At 71.3% G+C, this 21,624-nt stretch carries 22 protein-coding genes; 15 read left to right on the top strand and 7 right to left on the bottom strand.

Annotated elements, in window-relative coordinates; genetic code table 11:
• Positions 1–60 precede the first annotated feature (60 nt).
• The gene (locus FFT09_RS04255; RefSeq protein WP_275528139.1) at positions 61–969 is read right to left on the bottom strand and encodes a LysR substrate-binding domain-containing protein; all 909 of its coding nucleotides are present in this window, start codon (positions 967–969) and stop codon (positions 61–63) included.
• Between the two features lie 164 nt (positions 970–1,133).
• Between FFT09_RS04255 and FFT09_RS04250 the strand changes: the two genes are divergently transcribed.
• From FFT09_RS04250 to FFT09_RS04230, 5 genes are all read left to right on the top strand, one after another.
• Positions 1,134–1,796 (top strand): hydrolase, encoded by a 663-nt coding sequence (locus FFT09_RS04250; RefSeq protein WP_138381881.1) that lies wholly within the window; start codon positions 1,134–1,136, stop codon positions 1,794–1,796.
• 184 nt (positions 1,797–1,980) lie between these two features.
• Positions 1,981–3,051 (top strand): LLM class flavin-dependent oxidoreductase, encoded by a 1,071-nt coding sequence (locus FFT09_RS04245; RefSeq protein WP_138381880.1) that lies wholly within the window; start codon positions 1,981–1,983, stop codon positions 3,049–3,051.
• On the top strand, positions 3,048–3,761 hold the full coding sequence (locus tag FFT09_RS04240; RefSeq protein ID WP_138381879.1) for an NADPH-dependent F420 reductase: 714 nt from the start codon (positions 3,048–3,050) through the stop codon (positions 3,759–3,761). The genes FFT09_RS04245 and FFT09_RS04240 overlap by 4 nt, the downstream gene beginning before the upstream one ends.
• On the top strand, positions 3,746–4,135 hold the full coding sequence (locus FFT09_RS04235) for a GNAT family N-acetyltransferase (protein WP_138381878.1): 390 nt from the start codon (positions 3,746–3,748) through the stop codon (positions 4,133–4,135). Before FFT09_RS04240 ends, FFT09_RS04235 begins: the two co-directional genes overlap by 16 nt.
• Positions 4,136–4,211: 76 nt before the next feature.
• Positions 4,212–5,054: an alpha/beta fold hydrolase gene (locus FFT09_RS04230; RefSeq protein WP_081190813.1), complete on the top strand. Its 843-nt coding sequence runs from the start codon at positions 4,212–4,214 to the stop codon at positions 5,052–5,054.
• A 35-nt stretch (positions 5,055–5,089) separates the two neighbouring features.
• On the opposite strand, the gene FFT09_RS04225 is transcribed toward FFT09_RS04230, so the two are convergent.
• Together FFT09_RS04225 and FFT09_RS04220 are read right to left on the bottom strand one after the other, a co-directional pair.
• Positions 5,090–6,241 carry an SGNH/GDSL hydrolase family protein gene (locus tag FFT09_RS04225; protein WP_138381877.1) on the bottom strand — a complete coding sequence of 384 codons (1,152 nt, stop codon included), beginning with the start codon at positions 6,239–6,241 and terminating at the stop codon, positions 5,090–5,092.
• Positions 6,238–6,843: a TetR/AcrR family transcriptional regulator gene (locus tag FFT09_RS04220; RefSeq protein ID WP_081190811.1), complete on the bottom strand. Its 606-nt coding sequence runs from the start codon at positions 6,841–6,843 to the stop codon at positions 6,238–6,240. The genes FFT09_RS04225 and FFT09_RS04220 overlap by 4 nt, the downstream gene beginning before the upstream one ends.
• A 76-nt stretch (positions 6,844–6,919) precedes the next feature.
• Between FFT09_RS04220 and FFT09_RS04215 the strand changes: the two genes are divergently transcribed.
• From FFT09_RS04215 to FFT09_RS04185, 7 genes are all read left to right on the top strand, one after another.
• A complete protein-coding gene (locus FFT09_RS04215) occupies positions 6,920–7,393 on the top strand; it encodes a carboxymuconolactone decarboxylase family protein (RefSeq protein WP_138381876.1) in 474 nt (157 codons plus the stop codon).
• Complete coding sequence (locus tag FFT09_RS04210; protein WP_138381875.1) at positions 7,390–8,385, top strand: pirin family protein; 996 nt, start codon at positions 7,390–7,392, stop codon at positions 8,383–8,385. The genes FFT09_RS04215 and FFT09_RS04210 overlap by 4 nt, the downstream gene beginning before the upstream one ends.
• A gap of 266 nt (positions 8,386–8,651) precedes the next feature.
• Positions 8,652–9,461 (top strand): ABC transporter ATP-binding protein, encoded by an 810-nt coding sequence (locus tag FFT09_RS04205; RefSeq protein ID WP_024874427.1) that lies wholly within the window; start codon positions 8,652–8,654, stop codon positions 9,459–9,461.
• Complete coding sequence (locus FFT09_RS04200) at positions 9,458–10,246, top strand: ABC transporter ATP-binding protein (RefSeq protein WP_138381874.1); 789 nt, start codon at positions 9,458–9,460, stop codon at positions 10,244–10,246. Before FFT09_RS04205 ends, FFT09_RS04200 begins: the two co-directional genes overlap by 4 nt.
• A 38-nt stretch (positions 10,247–10,284) precedes the next feature.
• Positions 10,285–11,163: a branched-chain amino acid ABC transporter permease gene (locus tag FFT09_RS04195; protein ID WP_024874425.1), complete on the top strand. Its 879-nt coding sequence runs from the start codon at positions 10,285–10,287 to the stop codon at positions 11,161–11,163.
• Entirely contained in the window at positions 11,164–12,222 is a 1,059-nt protein-coding gene (locus tag FFT09_RS04190; RefSeq protein ID WP_138381873.1) for a branched-chain amino acid ABC transporter permease, read from the top strand.
• Positions 12,219–13,568: an ABC transporter substrate-binding protein gene (locus FFT09_RS04185; protein ID WP_081190806.1), complete on the top strand. Its 1,350-nt coding sequence runs from the start codon at positions 12,219–12,221 to the stop codon at positions 13,566–13,568. The genes FFT09_RS04190 and FFT09_RS04185 overlap by 4 nt, the downstream gene beginning before the upstream one ends.
• 4 nt (positions 13,569–13,572) lie before the next feature.
• On the opposite strand, the gene FFT09_RS04180 is transcribed toward FFT09_RS04185, so the two are convergent.
• From FFT09_RS04180 to FFT09_RS04170, 3 genes are all read right to left on the bottom strand, one after another.
• Positions 13,573–14,721 (bottom strand): cysteine--tRNA ligase, encoded by a 1,149-nt coding sequence (locus FFT09_RS04180; protein WP_138381872.1) that lies wholly within the window; start codon positions 14,719–14,721, stop codon positions 13,573–13,575.
• 151 nt (positions 14,722–14,872) lie between these two features.
• Complete coding sequence (locus FFT09_RS04175) at positions 14,873–15,382, bottom strand: hypothetical protein (RefSeq protein WP_024874421.1); 510 nt, start codon at positions 15,380–15,382, stop codon at positions 14,873–14,875.
• A 183-nt stretch (positions 15,383–15,565) separates the two neighbouring features.
• On the bottom strand, positions 15,566–18,316 hold the full coding sequence (locus FFT09_RS04170; protein WP_244231207.1) for a patatin-like phospholipase family protein: 2,751 nt from the start codon (positions 18,314–18,316) through the stop codon (positions 15,566–15,568).
• A gap of 202 nt (positions 18,317–18,518) precedes the next feature.
• Between FFT09_RS04170 and FFT09_RS04165 the strand changes: the two genes are divergently transcribed.
• Positions 18,519–19,010, top strand: a complete 492-nt coding sequence (locus FFT09_RS04165; RefSeq protein WP_138381871.1) for a universal stress protein — start codon at positions 18,519–18,521, stop codon at positions 19,008–19,010.
• Between the two features lie 24 nt (positions 19,011–19,034).
• Here the strand turns inward: FFT09_RS04165 and FFT09_RS04160 are convergent, their stop codons facing one another.
• Positions 19,035–19,460, bottom strand: coding sequence for an Hsp20/alpha crystallin family protein (locus FFT09_RS04160; protein WP_024874419.1), 426 nt, complete (start codon positions 19,458–19,460; stop codon positions 19,035–19,037).
• Between the two features lie 155 nt (positions 19,461–19,615).
• Here FFT09_RS04160 and FFT09_RS04155 point away from each other — a divergent pair, with 155 nt between their 5' ends.
• Both FFT09_RS04155 and FFT09_RS04150 read left to right on the top strand, forming a co-directional pair.
• The gene (locus tag FFT09_RS04155) at positions 19,616–20,632 is read left to right on the top strand and encodes a zinc-binding alcohol dehydrogenase family protein (RefSeq protein WP_138381870.1); all 1,017 of its coding nucleotides are present in this window, start codon (positions 19,616–19,618) and stop codon (positions 20,630–20,632) included.
• Positions 20,629–21,621 (top strand): DUF3048 domain-containing protein, encoded by a 993-nt coding sequence (locus tag FFT09_RS04150; RefSeq protein ID WP_244231206.1) that lies wholly within the window; start codon positions 20,629–20,631, stop codon positions 21,619–21,621. Before FFT09_RS04155 ends, FFT09_RS04150 begins: the two co-directional genes overlap by 4 nt.
• The last annotated feature ends 3 nt before the right edge of the window (positions 21,622–21,624 follow it).

Genomic DNA, 21,624 nt, shown 5'->3' with positions numbered 1-21,624 from the left:
CCCGAAATCCTGGGCGCTGCGCCCATGGCTCCCCGCGACGGATGTCGGCGCCCGAAGAGATCACGGTGAGGGCCCGGACAGCCATCCGTTGCGCTGCGCGCATCGTCGGGCGGTGGCGAGGACGCCCGCGACTGCTGGTGACGGATCGTCCGCGGGCCACAGAACGGAGAGTTCCGCCATGATCGGCGGCTCGACGACAGCGCGGCGGACGACGCTGGTACTGGCCTTCGCGGCGTGCTCGGCGAACGCGGTCGGGGCCAGGCCGATCTCACGTCCTCCGGAGAGCCGGGCGAGCATGGCGTTCACCGGAGGGTCCTCGAACGCGCGGATCTCGGGTGAGAAGCCCGCTTCGTGGCACGCGGCGACGATGCCGTCGTAGTACGCCGGGGCGAGCTTGCGGGGAAACAGCAGCAGCGTCGCGTCGCGCAGTGCTCTCACCGGGATGGCCGGTCCGGTGGCGAGGCGATGCCGGGTGCTCAGTAGCGCGGAAACGGGCTCCTGGCGCAGAATCTCGCCACCGATGCCGTCCAGGGGCCGCGGTGAGAGGGCGAGACCGATGTCCAGTTCCCCCGCACGGAGCCGTTCGGGGATCTCGGCGCTGAAAACCTCTCGAGCGTCGACCGTGACACCGGGGTGGTCCTCCTGGAGAGCATTCAGTAGGGCCGTGAGCGTGCCGAAGTTCGCGACCGGGGTGTAGCCCAGCCGGATCGTCGTCGCGATGCCCGATCCGGCCAAGCGGGTCAGCCGCGTGGCTCGCTCCAGCGCGGCCAGTGCTCGCGGCGCCTCGTGGGCGAGCGTCCGGCCCGCGGCGGTGAGCTGTACCCGACGGCTCGACCGTACGAACAGCGGGGTTTCGAGGGTCTGCTCGAGTTTGCGGATCTGATGACTCAGCGACGGCTGGGAGATATAGAGACGCATGGCCGCCCTGCCGAAATGAAGCTCCTCGGCTACGGCCAGGAAATAGCGCAGTACACGGGGGCTGATATCGATAGGCGGATCCTATCGTCTCTCGCCCGGAGAAGTCTTGGACTTCCAGAAGACGGCCGCCGTAGCGTCAGGTCAGGCCACGGGAGACGTTTTCCGATCCGACTCCCGCCATCCACGGTCCAATCCACCACGCAGGAGGCAATATCGTGACGCGCACCGCGAAGGCCGGACTCGACGCGCTGCTCACCCCCGAACAGAGCGTTCTGGTGCTCATCGACCACCAGCCATTCCAGTTCGCCAACGTGCACAGCCACGAACCGACCATGATTGTCAACAACGTCGTCGGCCTGGCCAAGCTGGCGAAGGTCTTCGACGTTCCCACGGTGCTGACCACGGTGATCGAAGATCGGGGCGGCCACCTCATCAAGGGCCTCCAAGACGTGTTCCCGGACCAGAAGCCGATCAACCGCACGTTGATCAACACCTGGGAGGACCGCCGGGTCGTCGACGCCGTGGAGCGGACGGGGCGCACGAAGCTGATCCTTGCCGGGCTCTGGACCGAGATTTGCGTCGCCATGCCCGCCATTCAGGCGGCGGGGGAGGGGTACGACGTCTTCGCCGTCACCGACGCCAGCGGCGGAGTCAGTGCCGAGGCGCACGACATGGCGGTGCGTCGCATGGAGCAGGCAGGCGTGGTCCCCATCACCTGGATGGCCGTTTCCGGTGATTGGCAACGCGACTGGGCCCGCGAGTCGACGGCTGCCGCGCTCGGGCCGGTTCTCCAGGAGCACGCGGGCGGTAGTGGCATCGCGCTCGCCTGGGAGCTGCAACTTCTGGCCACGCCTACGGCTGATGGTGCTGGTGTGTAGCACTGGATCCGCGCGGCGGGAGGGGCGGGGCCGTCGCGGCTCCGCCACCCGCATTTGTTGACGTGTCAACCACGAGCGGGCATGATTGACACGTCAACAAAACGATGGAGAGTCGCGATCGCCCTCCGCCGACGACCGCCCCGGCGCTCCGTGGCACGACCTGGCCTTGAAGGAGTAGCACACGATGGATGTCTCGCGGATCGAGTTCGGTGTCGACAGCTTCGGAGACCGGCCCCGCGACGACAGGGGCGAGATCGTCTCGCACGCGCAGGCGATCCGCGCCGCGGTCACCGAGGCGACCCTGGCGGATCAGGTCGGCATCGACGTGGTCGCGCTGGGCGAACACCACCGGCCGGAGTACGCGATCTCCAGTCCGGAAACGGTGCTGGCAGGAATCGCGACCGCCACGAAGCGTATTCGGCTCGCCTCGGGGGTGACGGTGCTGTCCTCGGACGATCCGGTGCGGGTTTTCCAACGGTTCGCGACTGTCGACGCACTCTCCCACGGCCGCGCCGAGGTGATTCTCGGGCGGGGTTCATTCACGGAGTCGTTCCCGCTGTTCGGGCACGACCTGAAAGACTACGAGGTGCTGTTCGACGAAAAGATCGATCTGTTCCACCGGCTCCTGGACGAAACGCCGGTCACGTGGGAGGGCACCACCCGTGCCGCTCTGCACGAGGCGGACGTGTACCCGAAGACCGATTCGGGGCGCCTCAGTACCTGGGTGGGAGTCGGCGGGTCGCCGCAGTCGGTGGTCCGCACCGCCCGCTACGGGTTCCGGCTCATGCTCGCCATCATCGGCGGAGCCCCTGACCGCTTCGCCCCCTACGTGGACTTGTACCGGCGGGCGAGCCAGAAATTCGGTACCACCGCACGGCCGGTCGGGATGCACTCGCCCGGCTTCGTCGCCACCACCGATGACGAAGCCAGGACGCTGTTCTACCCGGGATACTCAGAGATTCGCGACCGGATCGGGGCGCTGCGCGGCTGGCCACCGATTCGCCGGGACGAGTTCGACGCCGAGGTGGAGCACGGATCGCTCTATGTCGGTTCTGTTGAGACGGTCGCGAACAAGATCGCCCACGCCATCCGGGTGCTGAACGCGGGCCGGTTCGACATGATCTACTCCGCTGCGGGCACCGTCGCCGCCTCGGCCCGGCTGCGTTCGGTCGAACTGTACGGCACTCAGGTCATTCCCCGGGTCCGTGAGCTTCTGGCCGAACAGCCCGCCGGTACCGCGGGAGCGACCCGATGAACGCGCCGATCACCACGATCGGAATCCTGGGTGCGGGGAAAGTCGGTACCGTCCTGGCGCGCCTGGCGGTCGCCGCGGGGTATCGGGTCTTCGTCTCCGGGTCCGGCGACCCCGCCAAGATCGCGCTGACGACCGAGGTGCTCACCCCCGGTGCGACCGCCGTGTGGCCGGCCGAGGCCGCGGGCGCCGCGGACGTGGTGATCCTCGCTCTCCCGCTCAGCAAGCATCGCGCTCTCCCGGTTCCTGAGCTGCGAGACAAGCTGGTCGTCGATGCGATGAACCATTGGTGGGAGATCGACGGTCCCCGCGACACGATCGTGCCGCCCGGTACGTCGTCGAGCGAAATCGTGCAGCGTTTCCTGGCGGGCGCGCGGATCGTGAAGGCCTTCAACCACATGGGCTATCACGACCTCGAAGAGGAGGCTCGTCCCTCAGGCGCCGGCGAGCGTAAGGCGATCGCGATCGCCGGCGACTCGCCCGATGACGTCGCCGTGGTCGCGAAGCTGACCGATGCGCTCGGATTCGATCCGCTCACCGTCGGCGACCTCGCGGCGGGCGCTCGGCTCGAGCCCGGCACCCCCGCGTTCGGAGCCGATGTCGACGTCACGCGGCTTCGCGCGCTCACCAACGTCGCCGCTCCGGCGGCACTTTCCGGAGCGACCATGAACCGGAAGCCCAGTGAAAGGACAGTCGGGTGCCTCGAGAACTGACGGACAACACCGGCGCGCCCGTGACGGTCGGGCTGCAGCCCGCCAGTCCGGTCGGCTCCTACACCGTGCATGTCGCCGAGGGGCCTCCCGTCGGCCGAGCCGACTTCGTCGAGCCTCAGGACGTCGCGGGCGAGCGGATCTTCTTCCACACCGAGGTGGACCAGGAGTTCGGAGGACGTGGTCTGGCGGGGCTGCTGGTGCGTGAGGCCCTCGCGGACAGCATCCGCCAGAATCTCACCGTTGTGCCGGTGTGCCCGCTGTTCGCACGTCATCTCAGAAGGCACGGTGATGAGTTCGTTGCCCGTGGCGGTGTGTTCCGCAAGCCGACACCGGCCGACATCGCCCTGGTCACGCGGGTGATACAGAGCTCGTGACCGGGTAGTCAGCACACGATTCTCCTGGCGCGATGAGTTGCTGCCATCGGGTCGGCCGACAGCGAAAGGGAAGACGATGGGTTACATCACCGTGGGCAACGAGAACAGCACGTCGGTTCAGCTGTACTACGAGGATCAGGGTTCCGGGCAACCGGTCGTCCTGATCCACGGTTACCCGCTGAACGGGCACAGCTGGGAGCGTCAGACGCGGGAGCTCCTCGCGTCCGGGTACCGGGTCATCACCTACGACCGTCGCGGATTCGGGCAGTCCTCCAAAGCCGGTTCCGGCTACGACTACGACACCTTCGCGGCGGATCTGCACACGGTCCTGGAAACCCTCGACCTGCGTGACGTGGTGCTGGTCGGGTTCTCCATGGGCACCGGGGAGCTCGCCCGGTACGTGGCACGGTACGGGCACGAGCGCGTGGCGAAACTCGCCTTCCTCGCCTCGATCGAGCCGTTCCTCGTCGCGCGCGACGACAATCCCGACGGGGTGCCGCGGGAGGTGTTCGACGGCATCATGGCGGCGGCGAAGGGGGATCGGTACGCCTGGTTCACGCAGTTCTTCCACGACTTCTACAACCTCGACGAGAACCTCGGCTCCCGGATCAGCCAGGAGGTCGTCACCGGCAGCTGGAACGTCGCGATCACCAGCGCGCCGGTGGCCGCCTACGCGGTCGTCCCGTCCTGGATCGAGGACTTCCGCGGTGACATCGAGGCGGTGCGTGCCAGCGGCAAACCGGCCCTGATCCTGCACGGCACCAAGGACAACATCCTCCCCATCGACGCCACCGGGCGCCGCTTCCGCACCGCGCTGCCCGAGGCCGAGTACGTCGAGATCGACGGTGCCCCGCACGGCCTGCTCTGGACGCATGCCGACGAGGTCAACACGGCGTTGAGCACCTTCCTCGGAAAGTAGGCTGCCGGACGGCATGGGAGGCCCGCCCGGGCTTCTCACACCGTCGCGAACGGACCGCCGACGCGGAATGCGTGGTCGGCGAAGCGCGTGGCGATCAACTCGTGAGTGGTGGTATCGGGGTGCAGCGCATCGGGAAGGGGGTGATCGCCGGCGTCGGCCCGTCCGTAGAGCGTGGTGCCGTCGAGGTAGTGCAGGTTTCGGTCCTGCCGTTGCTCGACGATGGCGGCGAGCGCGTCGCGGACGACCGTGAGGGTGAGACGCCCCTGCTCCGTGTCGCCCGCTCGTCCGGAGGCCGCGAACCGCACCTGTCCGTTGCCGAAGCTGTCGGGGTCGAACATGCCGGGCCCCGGGGTGTGCTCGTGGATGCCGCAGTGAATGGGCGAGACGACCAGCAGCGGTGTCGTGGGGTGGCCGTCGCGGATGGTGTCGAGGAAACCGTGTACCGCGGGGTCGAACGCCCGACGGCGCATGCTGTCCGCGTTGACGACGTTGATGCCGAGCTTGACGCTGATGAACTCGGCCGGGGTGTCGCGGATGATCCGCGCCATGAACGGGTCGACGAGCGCGCTGCCGCCGAAACCGAGGTTACGCAGTTCGACCCGTCCGATCCGGGCCGCGAGAGCCGGCCAGGTCCGGGCCGGTGTGGTGGCGTTGGAGCCCTGACTGATCGAGCTTCCGTGGTGCAGCCAGCGCCGTGCGCCGAGTGGTGCGGGAGACACGGCCGCGTCGGTGCGGAGCTCGACGAGCTCGATCGACTCGTTGTGCGGCAGCCACAGCTCCACGAGCTTCTCGCCTGCCACGAGTCCCTCGAAGCGCGCGATGTGGAGCGGGCCACCGGCGAGTGCGGTCTCACCGGTGGCAAGATCCGTCTCGAGCACATCACCTCCGGTGAGCGGATCGCTCGCGACGAGCTGGTGGTCCACGATCAGGTCGATGCTGCCTCGGGGACGGTCGAGCCCCCGGTAGGCGAGGTGAGTGGGATGGGTGACGAGTTCGATGTGCCGCGCCTCGGTGCGCATCGCCACCCGCACACCGGAGGGCTGCACCTCCCTGGACAGCAGCTGCGGGTCGGGGAACCGAGCGGTGACCCAGTCGGGAAGCCGATGGGGCCGCAGCCCGCGGGACGTTGTTTCGAGGTGCTCGAATCCACGCAGCAGTGCGGGCGTGAGAGGTGTGCGGATCGTCATTGGTGCTCCCCCTTGGTTCCGGTGTTGTCGTCCGCCCCGGCCGGCCACGCGCACAGCAGCGAGTCGAGGGCGTCGAGTGCCCGCTCCCAGGAGGCGTCCGGTGCTGGATCGCTGTGGTCGAAGCCTCCCGAGGACTCGAGAGTGATGAAGCCGTTGATCGCACTGCCGATCAGCCGGATGGCGTGAACGTGCTCGCGCTCGGGAAGGGCGTAGCCGCGCAGCACCGCGCTCGTCAGCTCGACGACGGCGCGGGCCGCGCCCGAGCCGACCACGGACGCGCCGACTCGCCGCTGGAGCGCCTGCCATCGGCCCGGGGACTCGGTGGCCAGGGCTCGATGCGCGTTCGCGAGGCCGCGCAGTGCGGACGCGCCGGATCGTCCCGCGATCGCGTGGGAGATCCGTTCGCTGAGATCGCGCAGGGCCGACTCGGCGAGCGCGTCCCGAAGCGCCGCGAGATCGCGCACGTGCGAGTACAGGCTCGGTGCTCGCACTCCCAGCGATCGAGCCACGGCCGAGAACGACACGGCGTCGAACCCGACGTCGTCGGCGAGCGCGGCAGCCGCATCGACGACGTCCGCGGCGGAGAGGTGTGATCGGGGCACGCGCCAAGCCTACAGCATGTAGGTAAGTGCCTATAGTTGGTAGGAACAAGCGCCGTCGAGGCGGAAGAGGAGACCCATGAGTCCGTTCTTGGACAAGGTCATGCCCGAGGCATGGCGAGCCGCGAGTGCGTTCTCGGCGGCGATCCGGGAGGCCACGTCGCGGCGGGGGCTGTCGGCGCAGGAGTCCGAGCTCATCAAGGTCCGTGCCTCGCAGCTCAACGGGTGCGCGTTCTGCCTGGACCTGCATTCGCGCGAGGCGAGACAGGCCGGGATCCGGCAACAGAAACTGGACCTGCTGCCGGGCTGGCGGGAGACCGGGGTGTTCGACGAGCGCGAAAGAGCGGTACTGGCGGTGACCGAAGCGTCCACGGTCCTGCCCCTCACCGAGGAGTCCGCCGCCGATCTGTCGGGCGCGCGATCCGTGCTCGGCGACGAGACGTTCGTGGCGGCCGAATGGGTGGCGGTCACGATCAATGCCTTCAACCGGATCTCCATCCTCAGCGGGCACCCGGTGCGTCCCCGCGATTCCGAAGGGAAACTCGTTCGATGAGCAACGCCGAGGCACGCCCCGATCTGGAGGTTCTGGAGTCCGGGCAGCCGTGTACGGCCGTGCAGCGCCTTGAGCCGCGCCTCGTTCCGCTCGGCGGTCCGCGGACGATGACCGTGTACCGCACGCTCCCGCAGCGGCGGCGGTCGTTGGTGGGAGCGTGGTGCTTTCTGGATCACTACGGTCCCGACGACGTCTCGGCAAGCGGCGGGATGCTGGTGCCGCGACACCCGCATACGGGACTCGCCACGGTCTCCTGGCTGTTCACCGGGCGCGTCGAGCATCTCGACTCCGGCGGCAACACGGCCTCGGTCGTGCCGGGAGAGCTCAACCTGATGATCGCGGGCCGTGGCATCTCCCACCAGGAGATCAGCCACAGCGGGACGAGCACCCTGCACGGGGTGCAGCTCTGGTACGCGCTGCCGGACGCGACGCGCTTCGCCGGCAACGCGTTCGCGCACTACGTTCCCGAGCCGGTGACGCTGTCCGGGGTCACGGCTCGCGTGTTCATCGGCGAGCTGCTCGGTTCGGTCTCCCCGGTCGAGACCCTGACTCCCGACCTGCTCGGTGCCGAACTGCTCATCGAGCCCGGCTGCTCAGCACGACTCACCGTCCGAGCCGACTTCGAGCACGCCGTGCTCGCCGAGAGCGGGGAGGTCACCGTGAACTCGGTCGCCGTCGACCACCGTTCACTGGCCTACGTCCCCGCCGGAGCCGAGACGGTGGTCATCACCGCGGGCGACGCGCCGACCCGCGTGCTCCTGCTGGGTGGCGTTCCGCTGGGAGAGCAGATCGTGATGTGGTGGAACTTCGTCGGGCGTGACCACGACGAGATCGTCGAGTACCGGCGCCGGTACCAGGCCGAACTCGGCTTCGACACCGCCGATCCGCGAGACGCGGGCAAGCCCGCCCTGTTCGGCACGTTCCCGCCCGGCCACCCGAGGCCGTTGCCCGCGCCGCCGCTGCCGAAATCCAGGCTGCTCCCGCGCGAGTAGGGTCACCGCGCGGATGTTGCCGCGCCGCGCCCGGTCGGAACGCTCGCAGCGCGCCACAGCGCCGTCGCTGCCGCCGTCGTCGTCGCAGTAACCCTGGCATGTCGTGGGGCGCTTCGTCCACCGGCACCGGGCGCTGAGCCCATCGGCACCCCGAAATCTTGGGCGCTGCGCCTATGGCCGTCGTTGGGCGTCCGGCACGAAGCTTGTCCCACCCCGGCCGAGGTCGGCGGCAGTGGCGACGACGCCAGCGGCGAAAGGGCACGAGCGTGCGGCAACGTAGCGGCGGCTCCGGCGACACCCCGCGGGAGCGACACCCCCTGTTCCAGATCGACGGCGTGACCGTGCGGTTCGGTGGACTCACGGCGCTGGAGGACGTGTCGCTGGCCGCGTGGCCCCACGAGGTTCACGGGGTCATCGGCCCCAACGGCGCGGGCAAGACCACCCTGTTCAACGTGTGCTGCGGGTTCACGGCCGCCGAGTCGCCGTCGGTGCGGTGGCGCGGTGACCCGGTGCCGCCGCCGCGACCGCACGAGCTGGCCGCCAGGGGTATCGCGCGCACTCTGCAGGGACTCGGACTGTTCCGCGGACTGACCGTGCTGGAGAACGTGATGGTGGGCGCGGACCGGTTCCGCCGCAGCGGGTTCGCCTCCGCGCTGTTTGGGCTGCCCCGGTCGGTCGCCGACGAGCGCGCGGTGCGGAACAGAGCACAGCGGGCGTTGCGGGACCTCGACGTGGACGGCTGCGCCGCGGCCTATCCGGACAGCCTGCCCTACCCGATTCGCAAGCGGGTGGCGCTCGCCAGGGCCCTGGTCTCGGAGCCCGAGCTGCTGCTGCTCGACGAGCCGGCCAGCGGGCTCGGCCACGACGACATGGGTGAGCTGGGCGAGCTGGTGCGCGGCCTGTCCGACCGGATGGCCGTGGTCCTGGTCGATCACCACATGGATCTCGTGATGTCGGTGTGCGACCGCATCACCGTCCTCGACTTCGGCCGGGTCATCGCCACGGGCGGCCCCGACGAGATCGCCGCGAACCCCGCCGTGGTGCGGGCCTACCTGGGGGAGGAGGCACACACGTGAACAGCACACTCGACGACCCGCCGACGGAGCGGCCGGAGACCGGGCTCCGGATCCGCGGGCTCACCGCCCGGTACGGGCCGGTGCTCGCACTGGACGAGGTCGACCTCACCGCGCCGCGCGGGCAGATCACCGCCGTGCTCGGCGCGAACGGTGCGGGCAAGACCACGTTGCTGAGAGTGGTGTCCGGGTTGCTGCGGCCGGCCGGGGGCGAGGTCCTGCTCGGCTCACGGAATCTCACCGACTCGGCCGCCGAGGACGTCGCCAGGGCGGGTGTCGCCCAGGTTCCCGAAGGCCGGGGGGTGATCACCGAGCTGACGGTGGAGGAGAACCTCCGGCTGGGCGCGCTGCTCGGAGCCACCCGCTCCCGCGCCGCGGGCGACGGGACTCCGGCGGCTCCGCCGGTTCCGGTCTCCGACCTGCCCGACGTGTTCGCCCTGTTCCCGTCGCTGGAACGCCGCAGGCGGCAGTCCGCCCACTCGCTGTCCGGCGGCGAGCGGCAGATGCTGGTGCTCGGCAGGGCGCTGCTCTCGGCGCCGGAGGTGCTGCTGCTCGACGAACCCTCACTCGGCCTCGCGCCGAAGGTGGTGGCGCGCATCTTCGCGGTGCTGCGCGAGCTGGTCGACGCGGGCGGGCTGGCGGTGCTGCTCGTAGAGCAGAACGCGCGAAGCGCACTGTCCATCGCCGACACCGGTGTGGTGCTCAACCTCGGCAGGGTCGTGGCCTGCTCCGACGCGAGCGCCCTCGCCGCCGACGACGAGCTCCGCCACGCCTACCTCGGTTTCTGACTCCTTCGCCCCATACCTCGATCCACGGGACGTCCTCCATGCAGCGATTCGTCGACCTCACCCTCAACGGCATCAGCCAGGGCGCGATCTACGCGGCGTTCGCGCTGGCGCTGGTCCTGATCTGGCGCTCGACCCGGATCGTGAACTTCGCCCAGGGCGCCATGGCGATGCTGACGACCTACGTCGCGCTCGTACTCATCGAGAGCGGGCAGCCGTACTGGGTCGGCTTCGCCGTCGCGCTCGTCGCGGGCTTCGCGCTCGGCGCGCTGGTGGAACGCCTGGTGATCCGGCCAGTGGAAGGCGGGCCCGAACTGAACGCCGTGATCGTGACGCTCGGTCTGTTCGTCGCGTTGCAGGCGCTGGCCGCGATCCTGTTCGGCTCGTCGTACGAGTCGTTTCCCGCGCCCTTCGCGCTCACCGGGTTCACGATCGGTGGAGCGACCGTGGCGTTCACGCCGTTCAACGCGTTCGTCATCCTCGCGGTCCTGGCGGTGATGCTCGCTCTGGTGGCGCTGTTCCGCCTCACCGATCTCGGGCTGCGCATGCGTGCGTCGGCTCTGCAACAGGAGGTGTCGCGGCTGCTGGGAATCCGGGTCGGGCGCATGCTGACGCTCGGGTGGGCGCTGGCCGCGGTCGTCGGCTCGCTCGCCGGACTGCTGATCGCGGGCGGCAGCCTCATCCATCCCGCCTACATGGAACCGGTGATCGTGTTCGGTTTCGTGGCGGCGGTGCTCGGCGGGCTCGACAGTCCCGGCGGCGCCGTCACCGGCGGCCTGCTCGTCGGGCTCGCCCTGTCCTACGTGTCCGGATACCTGGGCAGCGAACTCGTGGCGCTCGCCGCGCTCGCCATCCTCGTGCTGGTGCTGCTGGCACGCCCCCAGGGACTGTTCGGCCGCACCACCGAGAGGAAGGTCTGAATGAGCCAGGCGACGACCGGCGTGCGCCGGTTCCTGCCCTCCTCGCCGCCCGCGCGGCACCTGCTGTTCACCGGGCTCGGCCTGGTGGCGGTGGTGCTGGTGGCCGAGATCGTCTCGGACTTCCGGCACGCACAGCTCGCGGCGATGGCCTACTACGCCATCGCGGCGGCCGGTCTCACCGTCCTCACCGGACTGAACGGGCAGATCTCGCTGGGGCACGGCGCGCTGATGGCCGTCGGCGCCTACACCACCGCGCTGCTGCTCGACGGCGGGACCCTGCCGTTCGGCGTGGCGATGCTCGCGGCCGCCGCCGTGACCGCGGGTGTCGGAGTGATCGTCGGTGCCGCCGCCGCGCGGCTGCACGGGCCGTACCTGGCCGGTGCCACCCTCGCGCTCGCCGTCGGCCTGCCGGGCCTCGCGGTGCACTTCGACGGCCTGCTCGGCGGTGAGCAGGGGCTGCCGGTCGCCACACCCACGCCCGCACAGTGGTTCGACGACGCGCTGTACTTCCTCACCGGGCAGGAGCTGGGCCAGCAGAAGTTCCTCGCCTACCTGGCGTGGGGCACGGTGCTGCTGGTCTTCTTGCTGCTCGCGAACCTCATGACGAGCCGGTACGGGCGCGTGTGGCGCGCCGTGCGCGACGACGAGGTCGCGGCCACGCTCGCCGGAATCCACCTCGGCAGGGCACGGGTGCTGGCGTTCGTGGTGAGCGCCGCCTGCGCGGGGCTGGCCGGGTCGGTGCTGGCGATGGTCGTGCGGCTGACCGCACCGAGCGGGTTCACGATCGTGCTGTCGCTGTCGTTGCTCACCGCCGTGGTGGTCGGCGGACTCGGCAGCCTGACCGGTGCCGTGCTCGGTGCCGCGCTGCTCGTCTTCCTGCCGCCCGCGGTCACCGACCTGGGGACCGAGCTGGGACTGACCGCGGTGCGCGCCGCGCAGCTGGCGCCGCTGGTGTACGGGATCGTGCTGGTGGCCGCGATGCTCACCGCCCCGTCGGGCGTGGTCGGACTCGGTCGCCGCCTGTGGAACCGGGTACGCAACGAAGGGAGCAAGGCATGAGGACACGGAGAGGACGGGGTGGCACCCCGTGGCCGCGGTCGGCCGCCCGCGTCGGCGTGGCCGCGCTGACGGTGCCGCTGGTGCTGTCGGCCTGCGGTGCCGGTGGCAGACCGGACGGGGACTCGGGCGGTGCGGAGACCGGCGTCACGGACGACACGATCACGATCGGGGCGCACTTCCCGCTCACCGGGGTGGCCGCCCCCGGCTACAGCGAGATCCCCACCGGGGCGAAGGCGTACTACGACTACGTCAACGCGAACGGCGGCGTCCACGGCCGCACGATCGAGTACGTCTACCGGGACGACGCCTACAACCCGACCAACACGAGCCAGGTCACCAACGAGCTGGTGTTGCGTGACGAGATCTTCGCGATGGTCGGGGGACTCGGCACGCCCACCCACGGCGCGGTGCTCGACTTCCTGCACGACAACGAGGTTCCGGACCTGTTCGTGTCCTCGGGATCGCTGCTGTGGGACCAGCCCGACACCTACCCGATGACGTTCGGGTGGCAGTCGGACTACGAGATCGAGGGCAAGATCCTCGGCCAGTACCTCGCCGAGCACCACTCCGACGCCAAGATCGGACTGCTGCTGCAGGACGACGACTTCGGTGAGGACGGCGAGAAGGGGGTGCGCGCCTACGTCGACTCGCAGATCGTGTCCGCACAGCGCTATGCCCCCACCACCAACGACGTCACGCCACAGGTGAGTGCGCTGAAGGACGCGGGCGCGGACGTCGTGGTCGGCTTCACCGTGCCGTCGTTCACGGCGCTGAGCCAGCTGTCGGCGCAACGGCTGGACTACGACCCCCAGTGGGTGTACAGCAACGTGGGTTCCGACTCCGCGCTCGTGGGATCGCTGCTGTCGCGGTTCTCGGAGGGCGCCGTGGAGGACGCCAGCTCGCTGGAGGGGGCGCTCACGACCGAGTACCTCTCCGGGGTCGAGGATTCCGGCGACCCGTGGGTCGAGCTGTGGCAACGGGTGTGGGAGGAGCACGGCGGTGACGAGCCGCTGACCAACTACCGCATCTACGGCATGGCCCAGGCGTACACGTTCGTGCAGACGTTGCAGGCCACCGGACCCGAGCCCACGCGGGAGGGCCTGGTGGAGACCCTGGAAAGCTCCGGCGGCGAGTTCGCCGGGCCGACGCTGTCGCCGTTCCGGTACTCACCGGACTCCCACGCCGGAGTGTCGGGAGTGCGGGTCGCCGAGATCGTGGGGGAGGCCACGGAACCACTGACCCCGGTGCTGCTCACCGACAACGGCGACGCCGAGATCACCGAGCAGGAGAGCGACCAGGCGCCGCCACCGGAGGACGGCATTCCCGACGCCCCGGCAGGGAACTGAGCGGTCAGGACAGTCCCAGCGCCGCCGTCAGCAGGCGAGCCGCCGCGCCGCCGCGCTCGATGGCCACGTCGAGCGCGGCCGGCACGTCGAGATCGCGGCCCAGCAGGTGCCGTAGGTGCTCGATGTCGGAGTCGTCGGTGTGGCCGGTGCGGCGGCCCGCCGCCTGGTGCAGGTCCTCCAGCCGGGCGGCGGCCACGTCGAGCACGCCGGGCGCGTAGTCCCACGTCCGCGCCCACGGCCGGTCGATGATCGCCAGCCGCACCACCGTCGCCGGGTACGCCTCCAGCAGGTCGCGCACGAGCACCAGGTTTCCCGCCGAGGCCGCCATCTTGGTGCCGTCGACGCTCACGGTGCCGACGTGCAGCCAGGACCGCGCGTACGGGATGACGTCGGTGAACGCCTCCGCCATCGCCGCGTGGTAGGCGTGGTGGGGAAAGCGCAAATCCTCGCCGCCCGCGTGGATGTCCAGTGACGGCCCGAACGTGGAGATCGACATGGCGACGCACTCCGCGTGCCAGCCGGGCCTGCCGGAGCCCCACGGCGAGTCCCACGCGGGGTGCTCCGGCTCGGCGGGCTGCCACACAGCGACGTCGAAGGGGTCGTCCTTGGCCGGGTCGTCGGGCCTGCCGCCGTACTCGCGGGCCAGGTCCAAGGCGGCGTCCTCGTGGAGTCCGGACCGCGCCACCACGTGCCTGCCCCGGAAGTAGACACCGCCGTCCCGCACGTACGCGGCGCCGGATGCCGCGAGGGCACCGGCGAGGCGCACCACGGCGTCGACGTAGCGGTGTGCCCTCGGCTCGTGGTCGGGGACGGGCACGCGCAGCGCCGCCATGTCCTCGTCGAAACTGAACTCCTGGAACGCCGCGAAGTGGTCGTACCGGACTCCCGCCCGCTGGGCGGCGTCGTCGAGGACGTCGTCGATGTCGGTGACGTTGCGGCACACGACGGGCTCCACTCCGAGCACCCTGAGCACACGGCGCAGCGTGTCGACCCACACGAACGTCGCGGCGTGCCCGAGGTGGGTCACGTGGTAGGGCGTGATGCCGCAGGCATAGACGCGGGCGCGGTCGAGCAGCGTCGTCGACCGAGTGCCCAGTGTGAGCGTGGTGGCTCCGGTGGCGGGGCGCCACCGGGTCAGCGAGTCGAACGTCATGACCCCATCCTCGCCCCTGTGCGGCGACCCCGCTCAGCCGTCGCGAGCTGCGGACACGGCTACGCGAGCTGCGGACACGACTACGCGAGCTGCGGACACGGCTACACAGGCTGCGGACACGGCTACGCAGGCTGCGGACACGGGTGTGGGGTTACCACTCGCGCTTCTGGAGGCCCACCAGGATGCGGTCGACGACGCTGGGGTCCGGGCCCGCCTTCTCGCCGTTGGCGGGCTCGGGCACGTTCTGCGTCCGGCGCTCGTCTCGCCGGGGCAGCCGCACCTGCGCGGCGGAGACGCCGCCCGGCAGCGGGATCTCGCACCACACGAGCTTGCCCCTGCCGTCGAGCGGAACCGCCCCGGTCGGATAGCCCTCCAGCACGGGCGCGTCGTCGTGGATGTGCGCGAGCTGGTCGTCCTCCACCTCGACGACGAGGCAGTTGCCCGACAGTCGCAGCCGGATGGTCACGAATCCGGGAGCCTTCTCGTCCGTGCGCTGCACCACCGCGTCGACCAGCCCGCGCGCCACGCCAGCCGCCTCGTCGAAGAGGCCGGCCAGCGACCACTCGGTGAGCGAGAAGCGCACGAACAGCTCGGCGCACTTGATGGCACTCGGCAGCGCGACGAGACGGAGGTCGTCTAGCTGCGAGGTCTGGGAACCCACGAGCAATCCTTCCCGGTCGCTTCCCATCAGGTGCCGGCTGGTCGGCGAGTCCAGTATCCTGCCGCATCCGCGCACCCGGCGTCGAGTCCCGAGGCCGTGAGGCGTCACACGCCGTGACCGAGCGAGCGACCAGCCGTGGACACCCTACCGTGCGCGGCGCGAGGAGTTGACCATCGGGCGTGCTCAGGAGCGCGCGGTCCGGCGCCGCACGGCCAGACCGAGCTGGGAGCCCAGTTCCGTGTAGGCGGCGAACTCGCCGTGGTCGAACCACTGGTCGCCGGTGCTGTCGGTCGGGAACTCGGGATGGTGGACGGCGTAGGACTGCAACGAGTACGGCAGGGACGGCCACAACACACCGCGCGCCACGATCAGCTCGCCGGTGACCCCGTCGTCCAGCCCGCTTTCCGGGGGGTAGTACACGGTGCCGGTGAGCACGGGTGAGACGGCCAGTCGGTCGGCGAGGGGATGATCCGGCTGCTCGGAGCGCGCCGAGCCCGCGTCCACGCACCACGGGTCGTGCAGCTCGACCCGCACGCCCAGCTCCTGCCGGGCGAGTTCGAGCGCCTGTGCGAGCGTCCGGGCCGACGGCGGCGAGTCGTTGCTGGCGTCGATGCAGTAGATGCGGGTGCAGCGGCGCCGGAACAGCTCGACGAGCCCGAGATTGTCGTAGTGCCCGCCGTCGCTGACGTGCAGCAGCCGGTCGTGGTGGGGATGGCTGCCGAAGACCTCCCTGACCAGGTAGGGCAGCCTGCGCACGCTCGGCAGCCACGGGTAGGCCCAGTCGCCCTCCCTGGCCGCCTGCCTGGCCTGCCGCACGAAGCCGGGGTTGGGCAGCCACGCGCCGAGCCGGGCCCCCGAGACGGCGAACAGGACCTGGAACCAGCGGCTCATGCGTCCCATCGACGAGGCGAACGCGGCGCCGCTGAGCGCCACGGCGCCCTGGACGGTGAGGTCGCGGCGGAGCCGCTCCGAGGTCGTGCGCTCCAAATCGTCCGTGCGGACCCAGCCCACGTCGGGACCGCCGGTCCACTTCGCGCCCAGGGTGAACGACACGGCTGTCAGTCCCGGCGGCGTGCGGTGCTCGCCGGTGAGGTTCGCGGCGGCGGCGAAGACGACCTCGGGAAAGCGCACTCCCTCGGCCGCGACGCCGTAGGCCGAGAGCGTGGTGGCCTCGGCCGGGTCGTACGGCACCGCCACCACCTGACCGTCGCCGCCGCGGCGCACGGCGCGGACCGCGAAGGCCCTCGCCAGCCGCTCGCGGTAGAACGGATGCAGGCTCAGCGACGTCACGTCGAAGACGCCGCCGAGCAGCACTACCACCGCCAGCGTGAGCAGGGCGCTCACCAGCGCCGTCCCGTTGCCCTCCGTCATGACGGCCGCGCCGAGCAGCAGCAGCCACAGCAGTGCCAGCAGCCCGGTGGTGAGGATGACGAGCAGGCGGCGGAGCAGGCCGTCGGGCACGGCCGGTGCCCGGGACGGACCCGTCGTCCGCCGCCGGCGGAACCGGGAGCGCAGAGTCGTGCGGTGTCGCCACGCCATCGCGGACACCGCGCTGAGGTAGGTGAGCACGACCGCGCCGACGGAGGCGCCCACGTCGACGGCCCGTCCGGTGTGCGCGAGCAGCCAGGACGCCGCCCAGGCCAGCGAGGGTACGACCACCGCGACCCCGGCCACCGTCCACGCCAGCACGGCGAAGTCGGTGGCCAGCCGCGCCGCCGCGCCGCGCCTGCCGCGTTCGTGCTGGGTCAGGATGCCGACGAGGAACGCGGCGGCGGCGAGCACCGCCACGGCGATGGCCGCTCCCAGCCGGGGTGTGGGGTAGGCGAGCGGATCGGAGGTCAGCGTCGTGAGCGGAACCCGCTCGTAGAGCAGGCCCGCGGCCACTCCCAGCACCAGCGCCGGTCCGAACAGGACGATCAGGGACAGCACGAGACCGCGCGCCACGCGGCCCAGCGCGGCGAGGATCTCGCCCGGGGTGTCGGCGAGGTAGCTGGAGTGACGGCGGATGTGGTTCAGCTCGGCGGTGCCGTCGGTGAACACCGACTCCGCGTCGCGCAGCGGCGTGCCCGTGGTGGGCGGAGGTCCGGCTCCGGTGAGCGCCTGCTGGAACGCCCCCGCGGTGTAGCCGCCGCCGGAGACCGACACGAGGTAGCGCGCGTCGAGCAGCTCGGCCCGCAGGGAGCGCAACGCGCCGAGCGCGACACTCGCGGCGCGGATTCCCCCGCCCGACAGGCAGAAGCCAGTCGTGTGCTCCCCGCGCCGCCAGCGTTCGCTGACCACCGAGGGCCGGACGTCCGGGACCGTGTACGCCTGCCGCCAGCGCGGGGCGCGGGAGTCGGCGTCGGTGGGCATGGCCGGGTCGTCCGGCTCGACCGGGCGGGGCGGCACCGTGTCGAGTACCTGATCGGCCCGCCGCTCCAGCACACGGGGCGAATGGGCCGCACACCGCCACACTAAAACGGTCGCACCCGTCACGGCGATCAGTGCGGCGGGAACGAGCGCGGCGTACTTGAGCACGGCGAGCGTGATGACGGTGTGCGACAGCGCACCGCCCGGGGTGACGGCGCCGCCCGCGACCAGCAGGACGACGCATTCGAGCACGTGGGTGGTGACCGCGACGACCGTCGCGGTGAGCCCGAAGCGGACGGCGGCCCGCGCGGGCGCGGTGCGCCACGCCCAGCCCGCCGCGGCCATGCCGAGGTAGAGGCCCACGCCGTAACAGGCGGCCAGTGCGAACCCCCAGGCCGCGGCCGAGCTCACCGCGGCCGTCTCGGCCGCCGCTGTCGCGTCACCGGGAGGGAACTCGACGGCGAGCAGTGCGCTGCCCGTGTGCCACCAGGCGCCGGTCACGGTCAGCGCGATGGCGGCGAGTGCCAGCCCGGCCGCCACCGGCCGCGGTGGAACGTCACGGCGGACCGGTCCCGGCACCGACATCCCTGCCACCCCCAGCTGCCCTCGGCTCGTCGCATCCAGTGTCGATCATGCGGGCGAGCCCCGTGTCACCGGGACCGCCGGCCGATGATCCCACCGGGTTCGGGACGCCGGACACGGCCGAACGAGGGGAACCCGAGGGTTTCGGGCACCGCCGAACGGGAAAAGCGCCGGGGTGGATCACGCCACGGAAACCGGAGGACGCATGGCACGGGACGCGACGAGACCCATCGTGGTGGGCGTGGACACCTCACCCGCCGCTCGGCGGGCGCTGGAGTGGGCCATGGACGAGGCGCTGCTGCGGGGTTGTGCCGTCCGTGCGGTGGTGGTGTGGTCGGTGGACGTGACCAGCGAACCGCCGTGGCTTCCCGCTGAGGAAATCCGGCAGCGGCATGCCCGTGAACTCGCCGGCACGATCGCCGAGGTGAGTCGCGGGCGTGCGCGGGTGCCGGAGATCGTTCCCGTGGTCCTGGAGGGTGCGCCTGCCGCGGGGCTGCTGGAGGAGGCCCGGGGCGCCGCCATGCTGGTCGTGGCACGTCGCGCCGAGTCGTGGGTGCGTCGCGCGCTGCTGGGATCGGTCAGCAGCGCCTGCGTCAAGCACGCCACCGTGCCGGTCGTGGTGGTGCCTCCGCCCTCGGCGGGCCCGGCCGACGCCGAGGAATGGCCCGCCCACGACGCCGGGGCCACCACCGGGTAGCCGCGCGTCGCGGGCCGCCGAAGTTCAGTCGTGCCGGACGGGGATCTGCTTGACGTTCTCCTCCGGTGTGCTCAGCTCGACGGTCACCGTGAGGATGCCGTCGTCGTAGGACGCCTCGATGCCGTCCTCCTTCGCCCCGGTGGGCAGTGCCACCGTGCGCGCGAACGAGCCGTAGCGAAACTCCGACCTGCCACCCTCGGCCCGTTCCTCCGACCGCTGTGCCTCGATGGTCAGCAGGCCGTTGTGGACGGTGATGCTCAGGTCGTTGTCGGCGTCGATGCCGGGTAGTTCCGCCCGCAGCACGTACCGGTTGCCTTCGGTCCGGTCCTCGACCCTGATGCCGTGCAGGTCGAGCGAGGGCCGCAGGCCGCCCATCGTGGGAAACATCTCCAGCAGGTCGCGGAAGTCGGGAATGAGAGACCTCGGGTGGGCCCGCTCGGGCTGGCTCATGGCGGACTCCTTTCGTCGTTGTGCCCTGCCTTCATCGCACTCGGAAAGGTGGTTTCGGGGCGAGAGCCGTCCGCACACGGGCGCGAGGGACCTAAGTCCCTTCGGGCTCGCGCGGGGCCGGAGCACGCTGGACGAAAGGGGTGATCGGAGGTGCCATGCGCGCGTGGCGCGTGACGCGACCGGGGCCGGTGACCGCGGGGCCGCTGACGTCGCACGACGAGCCGGTTCCGGTGCCCGCGCCGGGCGAGCTGCTGGTGCGCGTCCTGGCGTGCGGGGTGTGCCGCACCGATCTGCACGTGGCCGAGGGCGACCTGCCGGTCCACCGGCCCGCGGTGGTGCCGGGTCACGAGGTGGTGGGCGAGGTGGCCGAGGCGCGGGCGGCGGGGTTCGCGCCGGGGGACCGGGCCGGCATCGCCTGGCTGCGGCACACCTGCGGCCGCTGTCGGCACTGCCTGCGCGGTGCGGAGAACCTGTGCCCCGATTCGCGCTACACGGGCTGGGACGCCGACGGCGGCTACGCCGAGTACGCCACCGTTCCCGCCGACTACGCACTCTCGCTGCCGGAGGGCTACTCCGATGCCGAACTCGCGCCGCTGCTGTGCGCCGGGATCATCGGTTACCGGGCCCTGCGCCGCGCGGAGCTGCCCTTCGGCGGGCGGCTCGGGGTGTACGGATTCGGCGGCAGCGCCCACCTGGCCACGCAGGTCGCGCTGGCCGAGGGCGCCACGGTCCACGTCATGACGCGCGGCGTGGGGGCGCGGCGGCTCGCGCGGGAGCTGGGGGCGAGTTCGGCGCAGGGCCCGGCCGACCCGCCGCCGGAGCCGCTGGACGCGGCGGTGCTGTTCGCCCCGGCCGGTGACCTCGTGCCGACCGCGCTCGCCGCGCTCGACCGGGGCGGCACGCTCGCCGTCGCCGGCATCCACCTGACCGACATCCCGCCCCTGCACTACCGGAGGCACCTGTTCCAGGAGCGGCAGCTGCGCAGCGTCACCGCCAACACCCGCGACGATGCCGGGGAGTTCCTGCGGTTCGCCGCACAGCACCGGCTGCGGGTCGCCACCACGTCGTACCCGCTGGCCTCGGCCGACCGCGCGCTGGTGGAACTGGCCGAGGGTTGTGTCGTGGGGGCCGCGGTGCTCGAACCCTCCGCGGGGGAAGGGAGATCCGCGTGACCCAGCGACTCCGGCGGCCGTGGTGGGTGGCACTGGCGGTGGTGCTGGTCGCCGTGCTGGCCCTCACGACGTGGGTGCTCGTGGCCGATCCCGGATCCGATTCCCCCGACGGCGCCGCCGAGCCGTCGCGGCCCGGCACCCAGCAGGCCGCGCCTCCCGCGCCTCCCGCGCAGCCACGACCCGTCCCCGTCACCGTCGTGAAGATCGACAATGTGGCGGTGGCCCGCCCGCAGACCGGGCTCGACGCCGCCGACGTCGTCTACGTCGAGCCCGTGGAGGGCGGGTTCACCCGGCTCGCGGCCGTGTACTCGTCGCGGGTTCCGGACGTCGCCGGACCGGTGCGCAGCGCGCGGGAGACCGACGTCGAACTGCTCGCCCAGTACGGGCGGCCCGCGCTCGTGTTCTCCGGTGCCGCTCCCGAGATCGAACCGGCGCTGGACGGGGCCACGGCCGTGCTCGTCCGGCAGCGCGACCACACCGAAGCGTTCTTCCGTGACCCGGCGCGCCCGGTGCCGCACAACCTCTACGGCAGGCTCCCGCTGCTGCCGGGCGGCAGCGGGCCGGGTCCCGACCGGGTGCTCCCGCGCGGTGCGGCCCCGGAGGGCGGCACCCCGGTCACGGAGTACCCCGTGGACTTCGCCCGCGACGAGTACCTGTTCACGTGGTCGCCGCAGCGGCGGGGCTGGCTGGCCGAACTGGACGGCACGCCGCTGGAATCGGCGGGCTCCGGGCCCGTGGCGCCCGCGACGGTGGTCGTGCAGCGGGTCGATCTGGTCGAGGGCGCCGGGGTGCGGGACGCGGCGGGCACGGTGTCGCCGGTGGTGCGCAGCACCGGCACCGGACCGGTGACCGTGCTGCGTGACGGGAACCGTTTCGAGGGCACGTGGTCCCGCCCGGACGCGGCCGACGGCACGCGGTTCACGACGCGGCAGGGTGACCCGCTGCCGCTGCCCGACGGTCCGGTGTGGGTGCTGCTGGTGCCGCGCTGAGCG

The sequence above is a fragment of the Saccharomonospora piscinae genome (genome assembly GCF_005862235.1).
In the GTDB taxonomy this organism is placed as follows: Bacteria; Actinomycetota; Actinomycetes; order Mycobacteriales; family Pseudonocardiaceae; genus Saccharomonospora; species Saccharomonospora piscinae.
The sequence above is the reverse complement of the archived record's forward strand: the minus strand, read 5'-3'. Positions and strand labels throughout refer to the sequence as shown.

Bases quoted from the DNA above. Each gene is read 5' to 3' on its own strand.
- FFT09_RS04170 (WP_244231207.1), bottom strand. From the start codon at position 18,316: ATGTCGGTGCCGGGACCGGTCCGCCGTGACGTTCCACCGCGGCCGGTG.
- FFT09_RS04155 (WP_138381870.1), top strand. From the start codon at position 19,616: ATGCGCGCGTGGCGCGTGACGCGACCGGGGCCGGTGACCGCGGGGCCG.
- FFT09_RS04240 (WP_138381879.1), top strand. From the start codon at position 3,048: ATGAACGCGCCGATCACCACGATCGGAATCCTGGGTGCGGGGAAAGTC.
- FFT09_RS04215 (WP_138381876.1), top strand. From the start codon at position 6,920: ATGAGTCCGTTCTTGGACAAGGTCATGCCCGAGGCATGGCGAGCCGCG.
- FFT09_RS04245 (WP_138381880.1), top strand. From the start codon at position 1,981: ATGGATGTCTCGCGGATCGAGTTCGGTGTCGACAGCTTCGGAGACCGG.
- FFT09_RS04160 (WP_024874419.1), bottom strand. From the start codon at position 19,460: ATGAGCCAGCCCGAGCGGGCCCACCCGAGGTCTCTCATTCCCGACTTC.
- FFT09_RS04210 (WP_138381875.1), top strand. From the start codon at position 7,390: ATGAGCAACGCCGAGGCACGCCCCGATCTGGAGGTTCTGGAGTCCGGG.
- FFT09_RS04185 (WP_081190806.1), top strand. From the start codon at position 12,219: ATGAGGACACGGAGAGGACGGGGTGGCACCCCGTGGCCGCGGTCGGCC.
- FFT09_RS04195 (WP_024874425.1), top strand. From the start codon at position 10,285: ATGCAGCGATTCGTCGACCTCACCCTCAACGGCATCAGCCAGGGCGCG.
- FFT09_RS04230 (WP_081190813.1), top strand. From the start codon at position 4,212: ATGGGTTACATCACCGTGGGCAACGAGAACAGCACGTCGGTTCAGCTG.
- FFT09_RS04180 (WP_138381872.1), bottom strand. From the start codon at position 14,721: ATGACGTTCGACTCGCTGACCCGGTGGCGCCCCGCCACCGGAGCCACC.
- FFT09_RS04165 (WP_138381871.1), top strand. From the start codon at position 18,519: ATGGCACGGGACGCGACGAGACCCATCGTGGTGGGCGTGGACACCTCA.
- FFT09_RS04225 (WP_138381877.1), bottom strand. From the start codon at position 6,241: ATGACGATCCGCACACCTCTCACGCCCGCACTGCTGCGTGGATTCGAG.
- FFT09_RS04190 (WP_138381873.1), top strand. From the start codon at position 11,164: ATGAGCCAGGCGACGACCGGCGTGCGCCGGTTCCTGCCCTCCTCGCCG.